Below are 22,519 nucleotides of genomic sequence, written 5' to 3'. Positions count from 1 at the left end.
TTTTCTACTTTCACGATGAAAGGATTGGTTTATATTATTGATCAAACAGATTTTGAGATACTGAAATTATTAGGAGAAAACTCAAGAATACAATGGAAAGAACTAGGTCAAAAAATACATATGACTGGGCAGGCTGTAGGAAATCGAATTAGGAGATTAGAGGATTTAGGGATTATTGAACAATATACAATCGCTATAAACCGAATCAAACTAGGACAAACCGTGACTGCATTTGTTACTTTGTTTGTCACATCAGCTAATCATCAAGAATTTATGGATTTCTTTCAAAAAGAAGAAGAAATATCTGAAGTACATCGTGTAAGTGGTGAAGGATGTTATTTATTAAAAACACATTTCTCTTCTAATGAAGAATTGGATAACTTTCTAGGTCGACTATTAAAATATGGGAATTATCGTGTTAACCTATCAATAGGGAAGTTAAAATAAAGTCTTTTTTCTTCCGAGGGGATAAGTTATTTTCTAATCCTTATTTCTATAGAGATAATAAGAGCCTTACTACAATTTATGTGTAGTAAGGCTCTTTAAATACTTATTAAATGCTATCTAATTGGCAGGGACTACCACATTAAAGGTAACCCCTTTTCATAATTATTGACTTACTTTTGCTATCTCCTTTAAATATCTTTGCATATTTTGATTTACTGCATAGACATAACATCCATTTATACCGCGAGATAATAGTACGTAATAAATACGTTTAATATAGGATGTTAACTCCTCATTATTTATATCTGTTCCCTTAATTGGAAGACCGTTTCGATCTTTATATTCTTTTGGATTCACTACAATCTTAGCCTTATTTAAATCATAGTCTCCATTTTCTTCACCTGCGTAATCACAATCAATTTCAGCTCCTAAAATCACACCAACATAATTTAAATCCGCACCTTGTGTAGTATGTATACATCCTATTTCCTCTATACTATTCTCAAAGTTAATCCAACCTTTTACCTTTGAGTTCCATTTGAATGTCTCACCTGTAACAGGATCTTTTATATCATAATGATTTTTGTCCTTCTGTGTAATCCATTTCCAAGAATAACCCGCGACTACACGACATAATTCATGTTTTTCATTTAATATTTTCATAGATTCATTCAATTCTGTAATAGAGTCCATTACCTTAAAATCATAGCCCCGCAATAACCCTTCTTCATACACTCCAACATTATTTGCTATTTGTAAATATTTACGAAGCCATGCTAAATATTGATCTCCAGATTTTAAACGGAATTGTTTATGTAAGGGATGCCTCTTATAATTCGCTGTCAACTGCTGGAATACATCTGTATTTATATCTGCTGGTCGAATTGTTTGGTATGGATCATAAACCACAGTTAAGTGATACGCAAATGTTTCTATTAATTCCAACTCAGTTGTATAACCATTATCGGTGACTAAATGTTTTAAATCACGTGCTTGTTTACCAAAATATTGTTTTAGACGATGTGCTTCGTCCACAAAAACATATTTATATTTTGTGTCCCTACTTTTTGCCTGCTTAATAAATTGTGAAGGTGACAGTACTGTAATACTTTGTAGACCTAGTTTGTTCATCAAGCTCTTATATAAATTTAATGAGTGATTTTGTGGAACAACAAGTGCTATATCCTTATAATTCAATCCCTCTCTCGCTTTACCAGTTTCACTGTCATAAGCAAGCGCATATAAGATGTTTGTTAATACAATTGTTTTACCAGTACCCGGGTCCCCTGTAATCAAATGTCGACTATTTGATGTAGTAAGCATTGTATTAAAAATGTTTTTACAAACCTCAATTTGATTAGCCGATAACTCTTTAAACGGTGAATATTTATAAATAAATTTATTATGTATCTCACCTAAATTCTCACTTGCTACCCCTTCTTTAATTAACTCATTCCAAATTTCTTTAAACATACTTTGAACATCTTCAATGCCGTTATAAGAATGAATCTTTTGGCCCCTTATTTTATTCAGTAAGTTAAATTTATCATCTGCAGATAAATATTCAATTAACAATGTTTCAATATGCTTAATTGAACTTTCATTAAATAATTCACTTTTTATTACAATAACTTCATTGAATGTTTTAGCTTCATCACTTATATGTGCAACAAAACGCTCATATATATCTGTAGACTTACCTACATATAAATTCTTCTTATCCCGCTGAATATAGACTACTGGTAGTCCATCTATTTTAGGATCTCTGATACAACCTTGCTCAAACTCTTTTCGCTTCTTTTTAATTATGTAAAATGAAGATAATTTTGCTGCAAATGATAGCATTTGAATAACTCCCTACTTTTTAATTTTAAGAATACTTAAGGATGTGTGTATTTCATACTTTTGAAATACAATCCGTACATCCAAATCATGATCTCAACCATCTGCTTTCTCATAACCATTTTAAAAAACTGTAAAACGATTATCGCTTTACAGTTCGTTATATTTTTTATTACTTCCAAATGCTTTTTCTACAGGATATTTCTCTGCATTCTTTTCCAACTTAGCATGTACTACTTCTTCTAGATCGATATCTAATTTATCACTTAGCATAAGTAAATAAATCATTACATCGGCCATTTCTTCTTTTATTTCCTGCATTTTCGTCTCTGTTGCTTCTTCACTAGACTTCCATTGGAAAGTCTCAAGTAACTCTGATGCTTCTAAATTTAAGGAAATTGCTAGATCCTTCGCATTATGAAATTGCCCCCAATTTCTCTCATCTCGAAATTTTATTACTGCCTTTTGCAAATCTTCCATCACTATTAATCTCCTCTCAATTACTTATTATCTCTTTAAAACAAAATTCATTACATCTGGAATTCCATCTAATTAACCTTAATTCAAATATAATTATCTTCATATTTAACATTTAATTTTGATCGAATTCCCTTCATATAGTCCTCTAATTGTCTTTTGACACTCCCACGGCTAAAGCCGCAAGTCCTATACCTTACGGTGTAACGGATGGGATTCTTGAATGACTAAGCATTCACAGGTAATTGCATAATCATTTCTGTTCCACATTGATTACAGTTATACATGTACCATTCCCCTTTACTGGATAACACAATTCGTCTCTCTTATGTTCTTCCTGTCCTTGAAGTTAAAAATTATACTATTTTCCTTTAAAAATATTCCTCTTATGCCACTTAAAGTATAATTTATTCTCCGGTTGAATTCCTATCTTAGCTTTTGGTATTAATCCAAATTTCAAATAATCTGTTTCCACTATTAATGAGGAAATATGCAGTCGTCCCTGGCCATCAAATGTGATAAAACCTTTATCATAAAGAGCATCATGATTACAGCACAGTAGTACACCGTTATACGGATCTAAGCGTTCCATACTTGTACTATCTTTCCATGGCTTAGAATGACTTGCTCTTAACAATTCTGGTAAATTTATTCCGCATAATGCACATTTTCCGTTCCAAATCTCCATTAATTCCTCTCTAAATTTTTGCTGTCCAATTCGGATTTTCGCTTTTACTTCGGATTCCGTCTCAGCTATAACCGGAATTAATGTATTGTTTTCTGTCCTTCTTACCGGATCAACTGCCAACTCTAATTGCTCATCATTGATTTTATAAATGTTTGAATCACCAATTAGTTCCATTAATTTAAGGGCTAATTCTTCATTACATGGATATAAATAACCTTGGTTTCCATTTGCATCTGATTGAAAAGGTGAATATTTAATTGGCAACAGGTGCGATATCTCTTCAAATTTCTCACGTATATTAATTGGTTTTTCTAACTCATGATATTTTAAAGATACCAAATAGCCTTCATCATTCCATTGATCATGGCTTTTCATAATCGATGGTTTATTCGATTCCTTACAATCTTCTTCAGCTATACTAACTGCTACAATATTCCCTTTTACATAATGAAAGATTCGATCCCCCTCTTTTACATCCATCATTCTTTTCCATGAATGTGGTACATTACCGCCTCTATCCTTTTTAGGTGACCAAATAATTTCTAATCCTTTTTCCTCTTGATATGTATGCCCCTGCATAACAATAAAATGATTCATATACTCTCTCCTAAAGCGTTAACTCATTACGCTATTTTCTATTTAATATAATACTAAAAAACTCTCCTATGATTAGCAAATTGTCTGTTTCATTTTCAATACCAAACAACCTTCTCTACAGAAAAATTCTGCAATTCCTTTTACTCAACAATTGAGAAATCCAACTTTATATCCATTTATAAAAACAAAAGAGTTGACCCAAAAGGCCAACTCTTCTATTTTAAATTTTTTATTTCTCTTCTTCTTCTTTTTTTACAATTTCCCGTTCATTTTTAGCGATTAAATCATGAAAATGTTCTTCTTTGTTTTCTTCAATATAATTCATAAGGTCTTTAAGTTCCATTTATATCGCCTCCTGTATTTATTATATCAATAATATAATAAAATGTCAGGATAATATCTATTAATTATTTTATAAAACTTAAACGATATATATTCACTTGAAAACAAGAGCTGATTTCTCGATAAATTGATTATTTCTACATTCATCAACAATAATTTCTTTTACTCGTTTTGATTCTTTAAAAGCAAAAACTTCTGGTTCCTTCCCTGTATTATCATATAAAGTATAGCAATCTATTAAATCTTTAATTTTAGAAAAAGTAGTCGCTACTTTCATATGGCTTTCTTCAATTATACTTTGGGGTACCAATCTTCCTGTTACTTTAAAACGCAAATTGGATCGCTCTAAGGCAACCTTGATTGGAACATCTACAATAATTGCTTTAATACTAAAACCTGCTAGTCTTAATTGTTGAATTAACTTTTTGTATTTTACTTCGTTTTTCATTGTACCATCATACATAAAATTTATTTTTCTTTTCATGCAGATTTTTAAAAGTTTCATGGTAATATCACTACTTTCATCATGAACTAAAAATGCTGCTTGTTTCATTAACTCAATATTCCCAGATTCTATTAACTCTTGATATTCTGGTATTTGTTCTTTGATCTTATCAGGATCTATCCAAACCATGTTTTGTTTCTGATATTTATATCCCTTACTTACTAACTCTCCAATTGAGCTTTTTCCAGCAGCAGAACCACCACCAAGTAATATAGCCTCAGGTTCTTGCTCTTGCTGCGGCTGATCATTTAGAAATAATTTAATGATTTCATTATGTAAAAGCTTACGTTCTATTGTATACTCCCCATTAATTACGTACTTTTCTCTAGTTGGTTTCAATTTTAATTCTCCTCTTCTATAGATGCATTATTGAGTCCCTTTAAAAATTTGAGACCTTCCCCTTTAACTGCAATTATTACTTCGGTATTTTTAAATCTCTATATGAGATTTAACTTACTATAATTTCATATAACTCTTTTTGTTAGATGCTATAGGTTTCAATTCATCACTATATATCCCTTCTAAACAATCATATTTCTCTTTAACTTAAAAACTAACTACTTTATACATCCACTTAAACAAACAAAAAAGGGCTCCTTTAAGTCGATTAATCGTGCATAGCAAATAGGCTATATACACTAATCGGCTCAAAGAAGCCCTTTCAAAATTGAAACAAGAAAAAACTTGCTTCTACAACTCAACCACATCACATAAGATGTGGGAATAAACGGAATCAAATAAACTAACAATATAATTATATATTACATAATACAAGTATAATTCTCAAGGATATTTCATTAAAATATTCCTACAGTGCTTCTACGGTAGGAATATCAGCAGGTGCCCACTTTAAATGCTTTAAATCTTTAATACTCATCCATTTTAGCTCTGCATGCTCGAGAGCTTTAGGCTTACCTGCCAAAATTCTAGCTTTATATGTAGTAAGATGAACAACAATAGTTTCATACTCGTACTCGACTTCCTCTACCTTCTCATCTACAACAATTGTACATCCAAGCTCTTCTTTAATTTCACGAATTAATGCAGCTGGTGGCTCTTCTCCCTTGTTTATCTTACCACCTGGAAATTCCCAATAATTTGGTAACGTCATTGTAGGAGAACGTAATGCACATAAGACTTCATTATTTTCATTAACAATTACCGCACCAACCACTGATATTTTTCTCTTCATACTTACTCACTTCCTTATACAGTTTAATTAATACTTACTATCTTATATTAATTCATATTTTAACACCAAGTTTTCCTTTTAGATGATGATTAAACTTTCATTTGCTAACGAATGAGTCAAAATAAAGCATCTAAAATCTCTAATATACTAAAATTTTTCAAGTAAGCAAGAAAAAATGAAAATAAAAAATGGAAAATTTGTTAACGACAATGATATGCTTACATATGTATATTTGTTACATAAATACATTAATTTTATTAAATGAGAGGTGATGAATTACATCTCGATATTAAATCATTACATTATTATAATTTATAAGCAAAATCTAGTATCTTAGATAAGGAGGTTCTTAAATGAACTGGAGAAAAATTTTTGGTTATCGCTCTAAAACCGCATGGAAAATGTTTATTGCTTCCATTGTTTATATCTTTATTTTATTTTTAATACTTCAAGCAATTATTCCAAATTCTATTCGCCCTGCCCTTGTTAATATTGGTTTTTTGGGATTTTCATTAAGCTTACTTGCTTTAATTATTGGATTAATCAAACCACAATTTGTGTTACCCAAAATACAAATTAAAACCAGAAAGAAAGTAGTATATTCATATTTATATCTAGCACTAGCTTTATTTTTAATGGGTATTGTATTTATTGATGGAAAATCAACTTCCAATCAAACTGTACAAAAGGCAGACACCAAAGTTGCCACTTCACAAGATACTAAAAAAGATACAGCAGACACAAAGAGTAAGGAAGAAGCTGACCGTAAAGCTCAAGAAGAGACTCAGCGTAAAGCTCAGGAAGAAGCTAACCGTAAAGCTCAAGAAGAAGCTGACCATAAAGCTCAGGAAGAAGCTAACCGTAAAGCTCAGGAAGAAGCTAACCGTAAAGCTCAAGAAGAAGCTAACCGTAAAACTCAAGAAGAGACTCAACGTAAAGCTCAGGAAGAAGCTAACCGTAAAGCTCAAGAAGAAGCTAATCGTAAGGCCCAGGAAGAAGCTTCACAAAAGAGTAATGCTGTCGTTTCCTCATCTAGTGGTAATCATAACGGTTCTAATCGGAAACCTTTCCAAAATGATCCTAGTGATGACAAAGAATCCAATACCACTTGTAAAGGACAAATTAAAGGAAATGCCAATTCGAAAAAATACCATGTTCCTGGTGGACAATATTATGATTCTACAAAAGACAATATTGTTTGGTTCTGTTCAGAAACTGATGCTCAAGCAGCTGGTTATGTGAGATCTAAAAAATAAAATCAATTACATTAGAAAGGGAAACACTCTAAAAGCGTTTCCTTTTCTAATGTCAAAATATCATTATATTATTATGTTATTATTCATTTAGTAATAGCAAATAATAATCTACACCCTATTAAGAGATTAAATATAAGCTGCTTTATAAGCTTGTTGGACAGCTTGTACTTCAGATGAATTTTTACCATATAAGTTTGTTGCTACACGAATACAACCCTCCTTTAATTCTTTAAAGTCAGAAATCATATTTAACTCATCTATATTTATATAATACGATATATCAAACATCTTATCCTCTTCCAAGATTTCTTTTCTTTTAACTCTAACATTTCAAATTCCCCTTTATTATTTATTTCTTTTTTCCTATTATTGCTATACATAATTACTTAGGTATGGTTCCCTTTTCGCCTGTTAAAAAAATATATTTTGATCAAATCTTCAAATCAAAAAAGATTATTTTTACAGAAATTACAATAATACATACTACTTGAATCTCAATAAATATAAATTAATAGAATATTCCGTCTTATATTGATAAATGCTATTAAATAGATTTTGATAGAGGAAATTTCTGATATGATACTAATTGCTGAATAATATCTTTGGAGAGGATGAAATTGAACAATGAATGTTCATATACAGGGGAACGAGCAAATAACTCATTTATTAAATGAATGGTATCAAGAAATTAGGGCTAGGCATGTAGACGCCGCTCAATTACTTAAACAAGAAATTGAAAACAGAATTCATAATATAGAAGAAAATCAAACGATATTATTATACTACTCACTACTAGATTTTAGACATCAATATTTAATTGATAGCTTAAGTATTTCTAAAGATAGCTTTAAACAAAGTGATGCTTACAAAACTCCTACAGACGATTTCCTTTCATACTATTATCACTTCTTTAAAGCCATTCATTCCAATGTTACCGGCAATCATAGTCTTGCAAAAATACATTACGATAAAGCAGAATACCTGTTAGAAACAATACCTGATGAGATTGAACATGCTGAATTCCATTATGAGTTAGCCATTTTCTATTGTCATACACATAGATCAATTTTATGTATTAATCATGTAATGAAGGCTAAAGATATATTTTCAAAGCATCCTGGATATGAATTAAAAGTTGCCTTCTGTAATAACTTATATGGATTAGCATGCACTCATTTAAAAGAATGGGAATTAGCTGAGGAACACTTTATCTCTGCTATGGATACATTCCAAAAAGAAAATTTAGAATACAATATTTTAATTGTCCGTCACAATCTAGGGTTTATGTACGCTACTCAGAATCTATCTGAAGTAGCATTACGATATTTATCCGAAGTTAATCAGAAACTACCCAGCGATTATAAAGCTGTATTCATTGAAGCTAGAGAGCATTATAAATTAGGAGAACATGAAATTGCTCAAGAATTAATAAAAAAGGGCCTTCAACTCTCTACTCAATTGGGAATTGAAGGTTATATTCATCACTTTAATATTTTAGAAAAAATAAATCTACATAGCTGTGCTAATGATTTAGAAAAAGCTGTTTTAGAAGGAATTTCTTATTTTGAACGAGAAGAACTATATGAGTATATAAATGAATATACTGAAAAGTTAGCAACCCAATTTTACAAAGAAAATAATCATAAAAAAGCCAGCTATTATTTTTATGAAGCTAGTAAAGCCAGTGAAAAAAACTTTAAAAAAGGAGCATTAAAATGAAAAAATTAGCGGTTAGCTTACTAGGTATTTTAATTGTTGTAACAGTAACTTTTGGATCAAATTCTTCAACAGGCTCTCAAAGTACCATAAATGTTATTAAATATTCACATGGGCATACTGGATGATGAAAGGAAGGATTATCCCTTCCTTTTTCTTATATTTTAGAATTCAATACGTATCCCCTCCTATATTTATTTATAAAAATTTAAGAAATAAATAATTCAAAAGATAAAATAAAAATACTATAATTAAAAACTTCCATTTGTTTCTTTTCGTTGGTTTTCCAGCATGTTGTATATAAAAAAATAAGGCAATGCCTGCCATGGTAATTAAAAAAAATTGATAATAATCCATCATCTATAATAACCCCTCCATACAAAAAATAAGAAGTCTCTTTTTAAGGAGACTTCTTATTTCTAATACAAACGACATACATAGGCTAAACATACACAATAAAGTCAGGATGATGTACTTTATTGCCTTTTCATCATAACATATAATTTATCATTTTTGTTTAATAATTCCATTAAATGAAACTTTATCAACCTTAAAATGTTTTATAATAAAAAACAAATAAAAATAAAATTAATAATATATTCACTTGATGCAGACGGAATATGCTCAAAAGATATATAGTTCGGTTACAATATCATTCATGATTTTTTAATTTTTTCCTTCCCTTCTGTTAAGAATACTTCAAAACTTGACTGATTACCTTATGTTAATACTTTATATATGCAAAATTACATACTAACCCTTATTGAAAATAATTCTCATTGTAACTATAATGGTTTCAGGGGTTGAAATTTTCACTTTCGTTTCAAATCTCACAATATATTAAAGGAGGAAATACTATTATGAAAAAATTGATTTTAGCAGGGGCACTAGGAATTGCAGTATTATCAGGTATGAACTTACCAGGGGCTGAGGCATCAAAAGCGAGTGCAGCTACTACGAATTTAGAAATTCAAGAAGTCACAAAATACTACTCTATGAGTTCCTATGAAGTGTCTCAAAAAGAATCATTTAATCTTAAAAAAGGGGACGAACTTACAGTCTTTGTACAAAATTCAGGGTTCCCAATTTCTTATACGGTCTTTGATGCGGATAATCAAGTAATTGGCACATTCAATGCTAATTCCCCATATGGTCGCGTATTTAAAGCGCAAAAAGACGGTAATATTTCTGTACAATTTCAAGCAGGTGTAAATTCTACGTACATGAAGAAGATGAATTTTACAGCTAAATTTGCTGTTTCTAAACTTAACCAATAATAAAAAATGTAACGATCGTCTTTACAAACAAATTAAAAAGGTATATCCCTTCAATGGGATATACCTTTAGTTTTAGTGAATTTTATATTGACCAGATAGCTGCTCTTGCGCCATACGAACTAAACGTTTTGTAATTTCTCCACCTACTGAACCATTTGCTCGTGCAGTTGAATCCGGTCCAAGTGTAACACCAAACTCCTGAGCAATTTCATATTTCATTTGTTCAATTGCACTTGCTGCAGCTGCTATTAAGATTTCGTTTGAATTATTATTTTCGCGAATTTGCATTTTTTAAACACCTCCGTTGAATTTGGTAATATCATGCTCTATTTCCAACAAAATATGCAAAAAAATTATTCGTTTAGCTATTTTACATATATACCTAAGCTTTCATCCCTTATGTGGGAATAAATAAAGGTATAGGTCATACCCTATACCTTTACCTTCTTCTATCCTACTTACTTTTAAATTCCCCTATTAACCCCTGTAACTCTTGCGAGAGCCAATTTAAAGAATTTGCTAACTCTGCAATATCTTGTACATATAGTTCTTGCTCTTTCATACTTGTCCCCACATTACTACTGCTATTCACATATGTATTTGCAATGTGTGATAATTCATTTATAAACTGAACAATAGTTTGATTATTTTTTAGAATGTCACTTGAATGATTCGAAGTCGCTTTAATTTGATTTGTAACAGATTGTGCAGATTCTGAAATCTTTTCAAAGAATGCACCACTACTTTGAACAAGTGTTATTCCTAATTCTACTTCCTTTGAACTCTTCTGTATGGATCTTACAGCTCTCTCTGCTTCAGCCTGGGTTTCACCAATTAATTTAGCTATATCCCTTGCAGATGCCTCGGTTCTTTCCGCTAATATACGTACCTCGTCCGCAACACCTGAAAATTCTTCCCCCATCTCTCCAGCACATGAGGATTCAGTAGAAGCATTTAAAGCTAATGAATTTGTTTGATTAGAAATGGTTGTAATTACAGTAAGAATTTCATGAATTTCCTTAGATCGTGCTTCGAATGCATAAATACTAGAAGGTACATCCTGAACTGTATCTTGGATTCTTTTCATTTGATTCACGATTTGCTTAATCAAATCTTTTCCCTCTACAGAATGCTGTTCCATGTCTTCCAAAGCATTGCCAACTTGTTTTGCAGCTCCTTTAATTTCTTTCATCTTACTTTCCATTTCTTGAATAATCTCTAAACATTTTTGCACTACATATTCATGAGAATGTGCTCCTAAATTTAATCCTGTAATAGCACTTGCAATTTCTTTAAAGGCTATGCTATTCTCTTTTGTACTTACCGACAATTCCTGTGAAGATGTCGAAACCTGTTCAGCAGTCTGCCTTACTTTATCTATAATCCTATTAAACTTTTGAATAGTGTTATTAAAATATATATTAGTTATCCCTATATCATCAGATCTTTCATTCAATTTAATACTTAAATCCCCTTCACCAACTTTACGTAACCCTTCTTGTAAATCCTTTAAAGGCAATAGAGAGTTTCGTGAGATAAATATTTGAATTGTAATTGCGATAGTTAATGAAATTATAATAAATAGTAAACCTTGTATCATAAAGTTTTTCTTTGTAAGAGGAATAATAGAAGCTTCCAAATCCGCTGCAACAATTGCAATTATATTTTTATTTTCATCTATAACTGGCTCTAAAATTGTTACCCAGAACCCTAATTCATCTTCATACACTTCTGTCATTTGTGCCTGTTTTGTTTGTATTACTTTATCATATGTTTTCATCCAATAAGTAGGCTGCTCATAGTATTCACCTGGTTTTACAGAAACAGTATTTGCTAATTCTGTATCCAGAGCTACTATTTGTAATTCAGCTTTTTCACTTAGCTTGGCTCCTGTAACATATGTTTGTCCAACACTTTTCATATCTTTTATAGATTTATCTAATTGCTCCGTCAATTTTTCTTTCTTCACTCTTTGAGCTGTGGGGTCTTTTGCTACATCTCTTACTATTTCTAGATCTAATTGATTTATTATTGTCTCTCCTGTTTCAAAAGACTGCCTTTCAAATATAGACATCATACTATTTTGAAACATGTTAAAACTTAACAACCCCATACTTCCTACAAGCGTTAGAATTACTAATACCGTTAGTAATACATTTTTTTGAAGCAACGATAGCTTATGCCAATATTTTTTCATTGATTTCTCCTTTCTTATTTTCAACAATACAAAAACAAAGTAGTAACATATTAAAAGGTTCTCTTTCTGTTATTAATTTAAACTTTAAAATAGCATACTAATCGTTCAACCAAACGTTCCAATTTTTTTCATTTACAATTGCATTTTTTATATGTCCAGCTGCTCCTGGAAATCTATTAAAAGGAAGACGTAATACTTCTACCACTTCACCTTTTCTATTTGTACTGATTTCTTCTAAATCGATGATATTAAAGGATTTGTCTATAATAATTGCTATAATGTTTAATAGACGACTAAGAATATTTAAAATTCCATATTTATCTCCTAAAGATTTTCAAATTAGATTTGTTGCAGTACCTTCAGCGAGGATTTTTTATAATATTGTTAGTTTTAACTAAAGATAAGAATTTTTAAGAGCCTCATCTTTAGTTATTTTTATCTTGCAGAACAATAAAATCTGAAAGTTTAATTCAATCTCCTATTTTATAACTTTTTTCCTTATTTTTCTATAACATTATAATATTTACCTGTACAATCTAAACTTGGACTCTTTTGGCCTTTACCCTTCAATTGTCTTAAATTCATATGAGTTAGCGCAGTAAGTAAATTTTTAATAAAAAACTTTTGTATTAAAAAATGCAAAAATACATACTCCTCCAAAACTATATGCACTTAAATATTCATATAGTAAAATAATTAGTACAAGCGTGCCCTATACAGCATATTTCCTTAACGGGCTTGATATTGTATTCATCATAAAATTGGTATGACCTTAATATCTCACTTAGCTCTTTAATATTTTGATGTTAACAATATAGTGTTAAAACATCCCTACTTTATCGCTATACCTACATATAAGCCAAGAATCCAATTAAAGAACGATTTTCATCAACAGTAGACGAAAGCATATCAAACAAAAAGAGACTCAATTATTTATTACTTTTTGTATAGATGTAATAAAAGATTATAGGAGAAATATATATGCTAAAAAAAATGAATAGATTTATGTTTGCTTTGCCTACCATTTCTTTTGTTTTTCTTATTTTATTAGGATCATTTTTATTCGTAATACCATTAGATCTATTCTTACCTGAAATACAAAAAAACCCAATAACAGAAGCACCCCTTATTCTTCAAGTTTTATTAGGGGTATTAGCGGCACCTATATATGAAACAGTAATTTTTCAAGTATTTTTATTTTGGCTATTAAGTTGGATTCCTTACATTAAAAATCGCGATTACCTTATCATTTTAATAGCTTCAATTATATTTGGATTAAATCATCCATATGGAATCACTTATATAGTTGGTACAACGATAATTGGACTTTTATATAACTATGCTTATTGGGTATATACAAAAAAGAATGAAAAATATCAGGTTACCATGTCTGCTTTTTGGGTTGTTTTTTTGATTCACTTATTACATAATTCTATTGCTTTTATAGCATCAAATTTATAAATATTTTAAAGATGCTATAGATTAATGAGTTATGTTTGTACTTGTTAAAGGTAAGAGACACGAAATAAGAATTAAAGAGAGGTTAATTCACTAATACTTCTAAATAATCTTTTTTCAGTTTGTTTATTTGAAGAATAAAAAGAGAAGGCCCTTTCAGGTAGACAGGATTTTCAAAGCGCAGCTAAGCCACCTGAGTCTATATTTGTATGGACTCAGGTTATTTAATTTCTCTTGAAATCTTTGATGATTATAACATTGTATATATTTGCGGACTTAAGATAGCTGAAGAAGTCTTTTTTATGTACATTATCCTAAAAGTTTTACTTTCGCAACATACTTTCCTTCATTTTTCTAACATCCCATCCTCTTCTTCCAATCGTTTAGTCTTAGTACCCGAACCTTTAGGTTTCATTCTACCTAAACATAACCCTTTTGCTTTCCCACGTTCTTCTTCTAGTTCTTTAGTACCTAAAGTTTCGAATCATTTCATTTAACGTCTTACAATTGGATAATAAATGTCTATTTCTTTCTTAACAGTTTTATATCTTCTTTTAAGTATAAACCCACTCCCTTTTCCTTTCATTTTGTATAGCAAGTAATTCTAATTTACCCCATAGAAAAATCCCCTCCATAATAAATAGGTTAATGTGTTTTCTTTTTCCTATTTACTATGAGGGGAGAATAGCATACTAAAGATAGCTTCTTTTTTGTAAAAGAACTAAGATTCTAGTGTCGTAATTAATTGCTGACGTTCTTTATCTCTAAAAATTTTAATTTCATGTTTAAATTCATAATTTCCTTCTTCAAATCTAACCCATTCCTTACTTGTCCAATATACAACATCTACATTTGCATCTAAAATTTCAGAACATATGTCTACTAATTCTTCTTCGTAAAATGGTGCTTCTTTTGCTAGTTCAAAAGCTAGTACTTTTGGATCCTTACTTTTAATTTGAAGTTCCCTTGAAGTTTGCCCTAAATACTGCCATGGAGAATATAGGGATTGCACATGAACATTTCGAGTTTCTTTAAACTGTGATGGAGAATGTATTGTAGCAGCAAATGTAGGTTTGCTCACTCCTATTATTGCACCTAAAGCAATAGAACTAATAATAAGTTTTTTAATCATTTTTTCAGCCCCTTTAATTATTTTGGATATGCTTCATTTTTATACTACGTTCATGTTTGTGTAAATGAAGATGATTTGACATGATTCATCATTTTTTTCAAAAACTGAATATTAATTAATTATTATAAATTTACCCAAAACAAAAAAGTTTCCTTATGGAAACTTTTTTGTTTTGGGTATACATTAAATGTATAAAAATTAGTTTTGAAAATATTTACTTATTTGTTGATAAAATTGTATATGGATATTTTCCCTACTATTTATCTACACATCTCATGCAAAGCCTCACTACAACATAAACAAATTCATCTTATGAACGCGTTTCTTCTTATGAAATTAAGTGATTGTTTCAATAGCTGGTTTGGGAATCATAGATTTACTTTCTTTCTCAGCCCTATTATTCTGTTCTTTTACCTAAAATTCCAATATCCCCATTACTTCTTTTGTAAATAGTTTAAAATCAGTTAAATGTTTTTCAATAATTTGACGAACAATATCTAAATTCACACTTTGATAATCATGAACAGCAATATTACGAAATCCAACCATCGCCTTTAACTTATTTGCTAGATCAGCGCTAAGTAATCCTGCTGTAACCAATAAATCAAAGGCCTCTCGACTAGATTGGGGTAGTCCTAATTTTTTCCCAGCAACAATATGCATTGCTAAATCAATACTCGCTTCACAAGCTCTTTGTATATTCAATATTATTGAATCTTGTTTTGTAAAGTCCTCTAAATTTTCAGGATCATTTCCATACACATCTTGGATTCTTTTTATACAACGCTCTATTGTAGAAATTTTATTTAAAATAACCTCATTCTTCATATATAGAACCTCTTTTCTTTATATCATCAAATACTACCTGTCGTTCTTCATTCAATTTTGAATACATTTTTAAGGTTTTCATTTCAAAAATAACCTTACGTTTTTCATCCGAACAAAATATTGTCTTTCCTGTATGTATAATCTGAGCTTGAAAAACTGTAGAAGCTTCGGATAAATCAACTAAATCAACATCTCTCTGAACAATGTTAGCTAACTCCTGTGCTAATAAAAAACGTTCATAGTTCCCTAATGTTGTGTCACTTACATAAGCTATATCAATATCACTATCTTCTCGTTCTCTGTTCTCAGCCGTTGATCCAAACACAATTATCCAATAGGGATTCACCGTCTCTTGTAATTTTTCTATAATAGCTGTTATCATGCTTTGAAAAATCATTTAATTAATCCCCCTTATTGTACTTGAATTTTATTATATCATAACCAATCATAAATCCTTTAAACGACTATAAATACGTAAACAAAATTAAGCTTTTTTAGTACTTAACTCCTCACAAAATCAGAAGCTTATTTCTGACCTAAAATTATTATAGTTCAGGGGTAGATATATTGTGGCTTTGGATCATAAATAATTGTTAATAATCCAACGCTTGTCTGTTAAATGCCTTTTATATTTTCTTCGTGCAAAAGTAAAAGACTGACAATAACTGTCAGCCTCTTACTTTAACAACTCTAAAGAACTTTAGCCTATTTCACAATATACATTCTAATAGTTTGAGGATATATTGCTCTAACAAAGATATTAATCCACCTTTAATTTTTCTTTTACCTTTGTAGGGAGTTCGTCTTTTTTAACTTCTTCCCAAGATTTCACACCTTTTTTCTCAGAGTAATATATACGTAAAAACGCTTCTTTACGAAGGTTTTTTAACGCTGTAAACTCCATTTCTTTCTCTTTACCATCCTTATCAAATCCAAGTAATTTATATTCGTAAGTCGTATCTCCATTTACATTTTTCTCTTTTAATTTTTCACCATCCTTGGTAATTTGCACATAATATGTATCTGTACCAAGACGATTTAAATTACACCCGGATAACAACACAGTAAACATCACAAAAACGCTACACATAAACACTATTCGTTTCATATTATTCACCTCATATCTTTTCTCACAAAAATTATATCCTAATCTATTGGCTGCCAAAATTCATTTCCATTACGCTAACATTACGTTTTTGTAAGGTATTAAAAACAGCTTAAAGTAAAAAGGATATAAATTCATATTTCTATTGAATTCATATCCTTTGTTCTTATTGAGTAAACTATTTTGCCCCATGCTTAATAGGAGGTATTTCTATTATTCTGGGAAAATAAAGCTAGAGTCCTCTTCACTATTAGCGGTATCTTCTTTCGGGAATGTAATAGTAGATCCTTCATTTCCCTTATTTCCTTTATTTATTTCTTGTTCCTCAGGAAATACAATGGAAGAATCATTACCTAAGTTTGGTGAAAAACCAAGTTTAGATAAAATAGCTTTTAAGTCAGGTAAAACACCAATTTTATCAGAAGTTGGATCATTGGATTTCGTTCCGGTGCTAGAATCACTTAAAATAGCCCTAAGCTGTCTTGGTGTATATACTCTCCCCTGATTATTTTTTGCAATTCCTTGAATTGATGCTGCAGCACCAGCAATAATAGGTGATGCGCTAGAGGTTCCAGCAAAACTAGATGTATATAGATTTGTTATAAATTCACTTGGTTTAGCATCTGTAGTATCTACTGCATTCCCCCATCCATACACATCCACTCTACTACCATAATTAGAGAAATATGAACGCTTATGAGGAACCCTTGCAGAAGCTGCCCCAACCATAATTGCCCCTGAATCTTTAAAATCAGGACTATTACGATTTAAAACTTGTTTACCATTACGGTCTCTAAATTGATCCAAGTCATTTCCGCCGTTTGCACCTGCTTCAATAATAATAATTCCCTTATTTGTTCCCATACGAATTGCATCAAATATGTCTGGTTTTACTTCCACAGGAAAATAGTTCTTATCTCCATATCCATCGTAAGTTGCTTGTGCCTCTAGTAAAAGAATATCTCCAGCTTGCATATTGTTAACCGCACTTAAAATAGCATCAGCTGTATTATAATTTCCGTTATCCCTAATCTGGGATACAACCTTTACCTTAGCTTTCGGTGCGATTCCAATTCCACCTATGTTATTATCCTCTGCCGAAACAATTCCTAAGACTGAGGTACCATGATCATGGTGCTCGCTTTTATTCTGTCCAGATATTAATTCAATCTTTTGATTCACTAAATCCTCATGATTAAATAACCACCCATACTCCATATCTACGAAAGTAGTTCCTTTTCCATCTCCACCTTTTATGCTCCAGGCATAAGGTGCATTAATCCCTAATGGTGCTGGTTCAAGGTAACCTTGTCTTGTAAGTCTAGGCTCATCATATGGATTAACAGATAAATTTGGCAAACGCTCTGCTGGTGGCGCCTCTTCTTCCTGTAAATACGCCGTTTCAACAAGAGATGATTTTTCAATTTTTGTAAGTAATGCTTGTACATCAATATCATCTTGAGTTTCTACAATATAATAGTTTAACAAATTAGAAGAAATTTGATCGGAATCTTTTATTTCTTTACCAAGATTTTTAATTTCTTTAGGATTTAAAGAATTAAAAAGTCGATTTATAGTTACATTTGGATATTCAGCTAAAATTCCAATTAATTCAGGATCTTGTTTTTCTTCTTTAATGAATTTTTCTATTCCATCCTGATATGGTAAATTCGCTTCATTTTTAAATTTCAAAATTAATTGTTTAGTAACTTGCTTATGTACAGTAGAATTCAATTGCTTATTTGAATAATTGTAAGTAGCTGCATAAGCAACTTCTGATTTTTCATTTGGGAGTAGTCCGCCCACCCCATTAAATGCTGTTAATGCAATTGAAGAAACTAGAATTCCCTTAAAAATTTTCAAAACGCACACCTCTTTTTTATTTATATATACTTATAAAAAAATGTATATTACCTAATTTCTTTTTATACAAACGTTTTATATGTAGGACTATATTTTCAACTCCATTCATTCTTTAATATTTGTTTATACATCATTAATACAACCAATTCATACCAATAACTTTATTAATTCAGTTGCATTAATGTAACCAGTATAGTTACACCTTATGGAATAGTCAACCTTAAATGCAATTTTGCATGTAAAATCATACATACTTCTACCAACTGACTCCCAATTATTTCAAGAGAAATTGAACTTCTATCATTTTGAGTAATTGCATATATATAATATAAAACATATAAGGGGGGTTAAAACGTGGTAATCTCAAGACAAGATTCCTGGACTGATGATAACGATTTACTTCTCGCATCAACAGTACTTCAGAATATTCGTAACGGTGGAACACAGTTAGCTGCATTCAAAGAAGTAGCAAAACTACTAGCTAGAACACCTGCAGCTTGTGGATTTCGTTGGAATTCATATGTGAGAAAACAATACCAAGAAGAAATACAACAAGCAAAACAAGACCGAAAAATGGGAAACAACATTCCCTTCTCCCCATCACAAATAGAAAAAAACTCTTTGTCTATTACATTAGATGATATTATTCTCTTTCTACAAACTTATAAAGATGTGAATGAATTGACAAAGTTACAAAATCAAATTGAAGATTTAGAAACAGAGAATCAATCTCTTCTACAACGTATAACTATGTATGAAGAAGAGTATCGTATGTTACTGAACCATATCGATAAGACAAGAAATTTAATTGCAGTGGATTAAACAGCATAACTATAATGACTTTTCGGTAGGATCTTCACCTGCCAAAACCGCCATAAATAAAGAAAATTCAGACTCTTATTAGTAATAATAAGTAAAATACACATACATAATGTATGTGTATTTTTAATTTGAATATTATTAAAAGAAATATTTAGTCTATGTTACATCTTTTCTAATATTTCTTGTCTTTCACACCATTTCGTTAACTTTTCTAACGCCTTTTTAGATAAACGTTTTGTTTTATAATTACAAAATCTAGATAATGTCGATGGAGAAATACTCATTTCATCTGCTATTTCACGAATGCTTACCTTTTTTTCATTGTGTACTTTCAGTATTTGGTCACGGATCTTTTTCTCTATGTGTTCGACTGATTCTACAGTCTTCTTTATTTCTTTAACAACTGTTACTTCGGGTAACTGCTCTTGTGGTTCCTCTATACTCTTCTTTCCTATTACCCTATCCATTGACTGTAGCATTTCTTCAGGTGGTAAAATCGTTATTCCTAAGTTAGTGTAATAATTTTTAAACCAATTACGTTTCCCAATTTGTTGTTCATCCAGTGGATCACTATACTCCCAATGAGAGATTACTTTTTCATTTTCTAAATCCATTAGAACATTTTCTAACTGTTCTCTAATACGATTCGGCTTCCAATCTTTTGGGATATCCATTACTGCTAGTAGTCCTTTGTCTCCACCTATAGAATATGGCTTTTTCAATGATGAATACATTTGTCTAATTCTCCATTGCCATGTTAAGTATCGAATTAATCTTTTATGATATTTGTGTCTATAACTATTGTATTCAAGTGCTTTTTTAGACAATAGGGCTGTTGTATTATTTGATCCATACAAATAATTAGTTAAAAAGCTACCCGGCTTAATACGACAAGATTCAATGCCCATGTATTCATTAGTAACACTATGTCTCCATAAAACAACTGAATCTAATACAAATAATCTTTTGATAACTTCACGCTTTAATTCTAAACGTTCTCCATCATCATCACGGTCATTTAATACAACGACTTCATTATCATCATTTAAATAGATAAAAATACTTGCTAAAGCTGCAATTCTCTTTGCTATCTTAATTTTATCTTCCGCTCTATAGTATTCTTTATTTTTAACAACTGTTTTTGGAATGTTACACATTTCTAAAACTTGTTCATAAGAAAAGTCGATAAAATCATCTGGAGATTTTGCTTCATTGATCCACTGTATTGTGATTGCATCTAAGCAATCTGCCGTTAAATCATCCATATTACTCATTACGTCATCTACAAGGGTATTCCATCGAGCTGCTTCTTCTATATTGGTAAGTCTTAAGTCTTCATCTTTATGTGAAGACAGTTGAGCTACACCATTAGAAGACCTCGTTTCAATGGGATATTGTAGAACCTTACTTATTTCATCTTCTTCAAATTGATTCTTTGCAATCCCATCTCTTAATTTATAATAAACAGCAGAGTTATTTACCTCGTAATAATCCTCATGATTCACTATATTTGGCTTATCTATATTTTGATCATTTTCCAATATCAAGGAATTAGAATGTACTACATCTTGAAATTCTTTTTCTATAAATAATTCAATTTCTTTATATATTTCTTCTTTATAAGAATCAATTTTCGCATATATTTGTACTAATGTAATTCCGGACTCTTGCTTTTTCTCTAACCAAGATACTAATGCAGTAAATGATGGAGAAGCATGGGGTGATGTGAGTACTTTATTATTATTGTTTTCAACATCTTTAAAGTATGCATTCCACTTATTCCATACTTGCTCGTTAGTTTTATAAATTGGCTCAGAGATTAACAACGCATCTCGAAACATTTGTAATAGGTTATCCACTTTCTTTTCCTCCCTAAACCATGGATCACAATAAAATAATTCTCAGTATAAAAATCTTAACCACTATTATATTTAATTTATTGTAACAGATATTTACAAATTTTTGTTTCTTTCTTTCCCTATTTCTACTTACTGCATTTCTTTTGCGCCTTTCTTTCCTTAACTCCTCAACTTGCAACAGTTGCTCTTTCTCTTACCTATTTCTACTTACATTCCCTTTGCACTTTGTTTGCCTTATATTTCTCAACTTGCAACAGGTTGTTCTTCCTCTTACCTATTTCCCCTTACTTACATTCCTTTTGCGCTTTGTTTGCCTTAACTCTTTAACTTGCAACACGGTTGCTCTTTCTTTTCCCTATTTCTACTTCCTACATTTCTTTTGCACCTTGCTTTCCTTAATTCTTCAACTTGCAACATGGTTGCTCTTTCTTTTCCCTATTTCTACTTCCTACACTTCTTTTGCGCTTTGTTTGCCTTATATTTCTCAACTTGCAACATGCTGCTCTTTCTTTTCCCTATTTCTACTTCCTACACTTCTTTTGCGCTTTGTTTGCCTTATATTTCTCAACTTGCAACACGGTTGCTCTTTCTTTTCCCTATTTCTACTTCCTACACTTCTTTTGCGCTTTGTTTGCCTTATATTTCTCAACTTGCAACAGTTTGCTCTTTCTCTTACCTATTTCTACTTCCTACACTTCTTTTGCGCCTTGTTTTCCTTAATTCTTCAACTTGCAACACGGTTGCTCTTTCTTTTCCCTATTTCTACTTCCTACACTTCTTTTGCGCTTTGTTTGCCTTATATTTCTCAACTTGCAACACGGTTGCTCTTTCTTTTCCCTATTTCTACTTCCTACACTTCTTTTGCGCTTTGTTTGCCTTATATTTCTCAACTTGCAACAGTTTGCTCTTTCTCTTA

General features: G+C 30.8%; 21 protein-coding genes and 1 pseudogene. 7 read left to right on the top strand and 15 right to left on the bottom strand.

The genetic code is table 11. From position 1 onward, the window contains the following. The first annotated feature begins 15 nt into the window (after nt 1-15). Nucleotides 16-447, top strand: a complete 432-nt coding sequence (locus ACUN13_RS27230) for an Lrp/AsnC family transcriptional regulator (protein WP_000677474.1) — start codon at nt 16-18, stop codon at nt 445-447. 162 nt (nt 448-609) lie between these two features. On the opposite strand, the gene ACUN13_RS27225 is transcribed toward ACUN13_RS27230, so the two are convergent. The 5 genes from ACUN13_RS27225 to ACUN13_RS27205 form a co-directional block, all read right to left on the bottom strand. Further along, nucleotides 610-2,292, bottom strand: coding sequence for a DNA/RNA helicase domain-containing protein (locus ACUN13_RS27225; protein ID WP_445424051.1), 1,683 nt, complete (start codon nt 2,290-2,292; stop codon nt 610-612). A gap of 147 nt (nt 2,293-2,439) precedes the next feature. Further along, entirely contained in the window at nt 2,440-2,769 is a 330-nt protein-coding gene (locus ACUN13_RS27220; RefSeq protein ID WP_000389841.1) for a nucleotide pyrophosphohydrolase, read from the bottom strand. Nucleotides 2,770-3,127: 358 nt separating this feature from the next. After that, a complete protein-coding gene (locus ACUN13_RS27215; protein ID WP_016090265.1) occupies nt 3,128-4,051 on the bottom strand; it encodes an HNH endonuclease in 924 nt (307 codons plus the stop codon). 436 nt (nt 4,052-4,487) lie between these two features. Further along, a complete protein-coding gene (locus tag ACUN13_RS27210) occupies nt 4,488-5,237 on the bottom strand; it encodes a zeta toxin family protein (protein WP_000805386.1) in 750 nt (249 codons plus the stop codon). Between the two features lie 469 nt (nt 5,238-5,706). Further along, the gene (locus ACUN13_RS27205) at nt 5,707-6,090 is read right to left on the bottom strand and encodes a (deoxy)nucleoside triphosphate pyrophosphohydrolase (protein WP_000823376.1); all 384 of its coding nucleotides are present in this window, start codon (nt 6,088-6,090) and stop codon (nt 5,707-5,709) included. 353 nt (nt 6,091-6,443) lie between these two features. Here ACUN13_RS27205 and ACUN13_RS27200 point away from each other — a divergent pair, with 353 nt between their 5' ends. After that, complete coding sequence (locus ACUN13_RS27200) at nt 6,444-7,346, top strand: sunset domain-containing protein (RefSeq protein WP_445424050.1); 903 nt, start codon at nt 6,444-6,446, stop codon at nt 7,344-7,346. A 126-nt stretch (nt 7,347-7,472) separates the two neighbouring features. Here the strand turns inward: ACUN13_RS27200 and ACUN13_RS27195 are convergent. Then, a pseudogene (locus ACUN13_RS27195) lies at nt 7,473-7,643 on the bottom strand (M4 family metallopeptidase); the annotation flags it as partial. A gap of 327 nt (nt 7,644-7,970) precedes the next feature. Here ACUN13_RS27195 and ACUN13_RS27190 point away from each other — a divergent pair. The 3 genes from ACUN13_RS27190 to ACUN13_RS27180 all read left to right on the top strand — a co-directional run bounded on the left by ACUN13_RS27190 (nt 7,971) and on the right by ACUN13_RS27180 (nt 10,339). After that, entirely contained in the window at nt 7,971-9,065 is a 1,095-nt protein-coding gene (locus tag ACUN13_RS27190; RefSeq protein WP_088346534.1) for a Rap family tetratricopeptide repeat protein, read from the top strand. After that, nucleotides 9,062-9,190, top strand: a complete 129-nt coding sequence (locus ACUN13_RS27185; RefSeq protein WP_000732002.1) for a hypothetical protein — start codon at nt 9,062-9,064, stop codon at nt 9,188-9,190. The genes ACUN13_RS27190 and ACUN13_RS27185 overlap by 4 nt, the downstream gene beginning before the upstream one ends. Before the next feature lie 732 nt (nt 9,191-9,922). Next, the gene (locus ACUN13_RS27180; protein ID WP_089607965.1) at nt 9,923-10,339 is read left to right on the top strand and encodes a hypothetical protein; all 417 of its coding nucleotides are present in this window, start codon (nt 9,923-9,925) and stop codon (nt 10,337-10,339) included. 72 nt (nt 10,340-10,411) lie between these two features. Here ACUN13_RS27180 and ACUN13_RS27175 read toward each other — a convergent pair whose 3' ends face one another. Continuing rightward, nucleotides 10,412-10,627, bottom strand: a complete 216-nt coding sequence (locus ACUN13_RS27175; RefSeq protein WP_001167047.1) for an alpha/beta-type small acid-soluble spore protein — start codon at nt 10,625-10,627, stop codon at nt 10,412-10,414. A 166-nt stretch (nt 10,628-10,793) separates the two neighbouring features. Continuing rightward, nucleotides 10,794-12,536 (bottom strand): methyl-accepting chemotaxis protein, encoded by a 1,743-nt coding sequence (locus ACUN13_RS27170; protein ID WP_445424049.1) that lies wholly within the window; start codon nt 12,534-12,536, stop codon nt 10,794-10,796. Nucleotides 12,537-13,517: 981 nt separating this feature from the next. On the opposite strand from ACUN13_RS27170, the gene ACUN13_RS27165 reads away from it, so the two are divergent. Further along, complete coding sequence (locus tag ACUN13_RS27165; RefSeq protein ID WP_088346538.1) at nt 13,518-13,997, top strand: CPBP family intramembrane glutamic endopeptidase; 480 nt, start codon at nt 13,518-13,520, stop codon at nt 13,995-13,997. A gap of 153 nt (nt 13,998-14,150) precedes the next feature. Here ACUN13_RS27165 and ACUN13_RS27160 read toward each other — a convergent pair whose 3' ends face one another. From ACUN13_RS27160 to ACUN13_RS27135, 6 genes are all read right to left on the bottom strand, one after another. Then, nucleotides 14,151-14,258: an IS3 family transposase gene (locus ACUN13_RS27160; protein WP_130068854.1), complete on the bottom strand. Its 108-nt coding sequence runs from the start codon at nt 14,256-14,258 to the stop codon at nt 14,151-14,153. 457 nt (nt 14,259-14,715) lie between these two features. Then, nucleotides 14,716-15,126 (bottom strand): hypothetical protein, encoded by a 411-nt coding sequence (locus ACUN13_RS27155; RefSeq protein WP_438906338.1) that lies wholly within the window; start codon nt 15,124-15,126, stop codon nt 14,716-14,718. Nucleotides 15,127-15,540: 414 nt separating this feature from the next. After that, nucleotides 15,541-15,954, bottom strand: coding sequence for a type VII toxin-antitoxin system HepT family RNase toxin (gene hepT / locus ACUN13_RS27150; protein WP_000787540.1), 414 nt, complete (start codon nt 15,952-15,954; stop codon nt 15,541-15,543). Next, on the bottom strand, nt 15,944-16,351 hold the full coding sequence (gene mntA, locus ACUN13_RS27145; protein WP_000577229.1) for a type VII toxin-antitoxin system MntA family adenylyltransferase antitoxin: 408 nt from the start codon (nt 16,349-16,351) through the stop codon (nt 15,944-15,946). The genes hepT and mntA overlap by 11 nt, the downstream gene beginning before the upstream one ends. Before the next feature lie 363 nt (nt 16,352-16,714). After that, nucleotides 16,715-17,062 (bottom strand): YxeA family protein, encoded by a 348-nt coding sequence (locus ACUN13_RS27140; protein ID WP_025688475.1) that lies wholly within the window; start codon nt 17,060-17,062, stop codon nt 16,715-16,717. A 210-nt stretch (nt 17,063-17,272) separates the two neighbouring features. Further along, nucleotides 17,273-18,922 (bottom strand): S8 family peptidase, encoded by a 1,650-nt coding sequence (locus ACUN13_RS27135; protein ID WP_053514496.1) that lies wholly within the window; start codon nt 18,920-18,922, stop codon nt 17,273-17,275. A 354-nt stretch (nt 18,923-19,276) separates the two neighbouring features. Here ACUN13_RS27135 and ACUN13_RS27130 point away from each other — a divergent pair, with 354 nt between their 5' ends. Further along, on the top strand, nt 19,277-19,744 hold the full coding sequence (locus ACUN13_RS27130; protein ID WP_000237075.1) for an RsfA family transcriptional regulator: 468 nt from the start codon (nt 19,277-19,279) through the stop codon (nt 19,742-19,744). 161 nt (nt 19,745-19,905) lie between these two features. On the opposite strand, the gene ACUN13_RS27125 is transcribed toward ACUN13_RS27130, so the two are convergent. Beyond that, nucleotides 19,906-21,603, bottom strand: a complete 1,698-nt coding sequence (locus ACUN13_RS27125) for a helix-turn-helix domain-containing protein (protein WP_130068386.1) — start codon at nt 21,601-21,603, stop codon at nt 19,906-19,908. Nucleotides 21,604-22,519: the final 916 nt, after the last annotated feature.

It is taken from the genome of Bacillus cereus group sp. Bce041 (assembly GCF_052646455.1).
The sequence above is the reverse complement of the archived record's forward strand: the minus strand, read 5'-3'. Positions and strand labels throughout refer to the sequence as shown.

Coding starts and splice junctions, on each gene's coding strand:
- ACUN13_RS27230 (WP_000677474.1), top strand. CDS start 16: ATGAAAGGATTGGTTTATATTATTGATCAAACAGATTTTGAGATACTG.
- ACUN13_RS27225 (WP_445424051.1), bottom strand. CDS start 2,292: ATGCTATCATTTGCAGCAAAATTATCTTCATTTTACATAATTAAAAAG.
- ACUN13_RS27220 (WP_000389841.1), bottom strand. CDS start 2,769: ATGGAAGATTTGCAAAAGGCAGTAATAAAATTTCGAGATGAGAGAAAT.
- ACUN13_RS27215 (WP_016090265.1), bottom strand. CDS start 4,051: ATGAATCATTTTATTGTTATGCAGGGGCATACATATCAAGAGGAAAAA.
- ACUN13_RS27205 (WP_000823376.1), bottom strand. CDS start 6,090: ATGAAGAGAAAAATATCAGTGGTTGGTGCGGTAATTGTTAATGAAAAT.
- ACUN13_RS27200 (WP_445424050.1), top strand. CDS start 6,444: ATGAACTGGAGAAAAATTTTTGGTTATCGCTCTAAAACCGCATGGAAA.
- ACUN13_RS27190 (WP_088346534.1), top strand. CDS start 7,971: ATGAATGTTCATATACAGGGGAACGAGCAAATAACTCATTTATTAAAT.
- ACUN13_RS27185 (WP_000732002.1), top strand. CDS start 9,062: ATGAAAAAATTAGCGGTTAGCTTACTAGGTATTTTAATTGTTGTAACA.
- ACUN13_RS27180 (WP_089607965.1), top strand. CDS start 9,923: ATGAAAAAATTGATTTTAGCAGGGGCACTAGGAATTGCAGTATTATCA.
- ACUN13_RS27175 (WP_001167047.1), bottom strand. CDS start 10,627: ATGCAAATTCGCGAAAATAATAATTCAAACGAAATCTTAATAGCAGCT.
- ACUN13_RS27170 (WP_445424049.1), bottom strand. CDS start 12,536: ATGAAAAAATATTGGCATAAGCTATCGTTGCTTCAAAAAAATGTATTA.
- ACUN13_RS27165 (WP_088346538.1), top strand. CDS start 13,518: ATGCTAAAAAAAATGAATAGATTTATGTTTGCTTTGCCTACCATTTCT.
- ACUN13_RS27155 (WP_438906338.1), bottom strand. CDS start 15,126: ATGATTAAAAAACTTATTATTAGTTCTATTGCTTTAGGTGCAATAATA.
- hepT (WP_000787540.1), bottom strand. CDS start 15,954: ATGAAGAATGAGGTTATTTTAAATAAAATTTCTACAATAGAGCGTTGT.
- mntA (WP_000577229.1), bottom strand. CDS start 16,351: ATGATTTTTCAAAGCATGATAACAGCTATTATAGAAAAATTACAAGAG.
- ACUN13_RS27140 (WP_025688475.1), bottom strand. CDS start 17,062: ATGAAACGAATAGTGTTTATGTGTAGCGTTTTTGTGATGTTTACTGTG.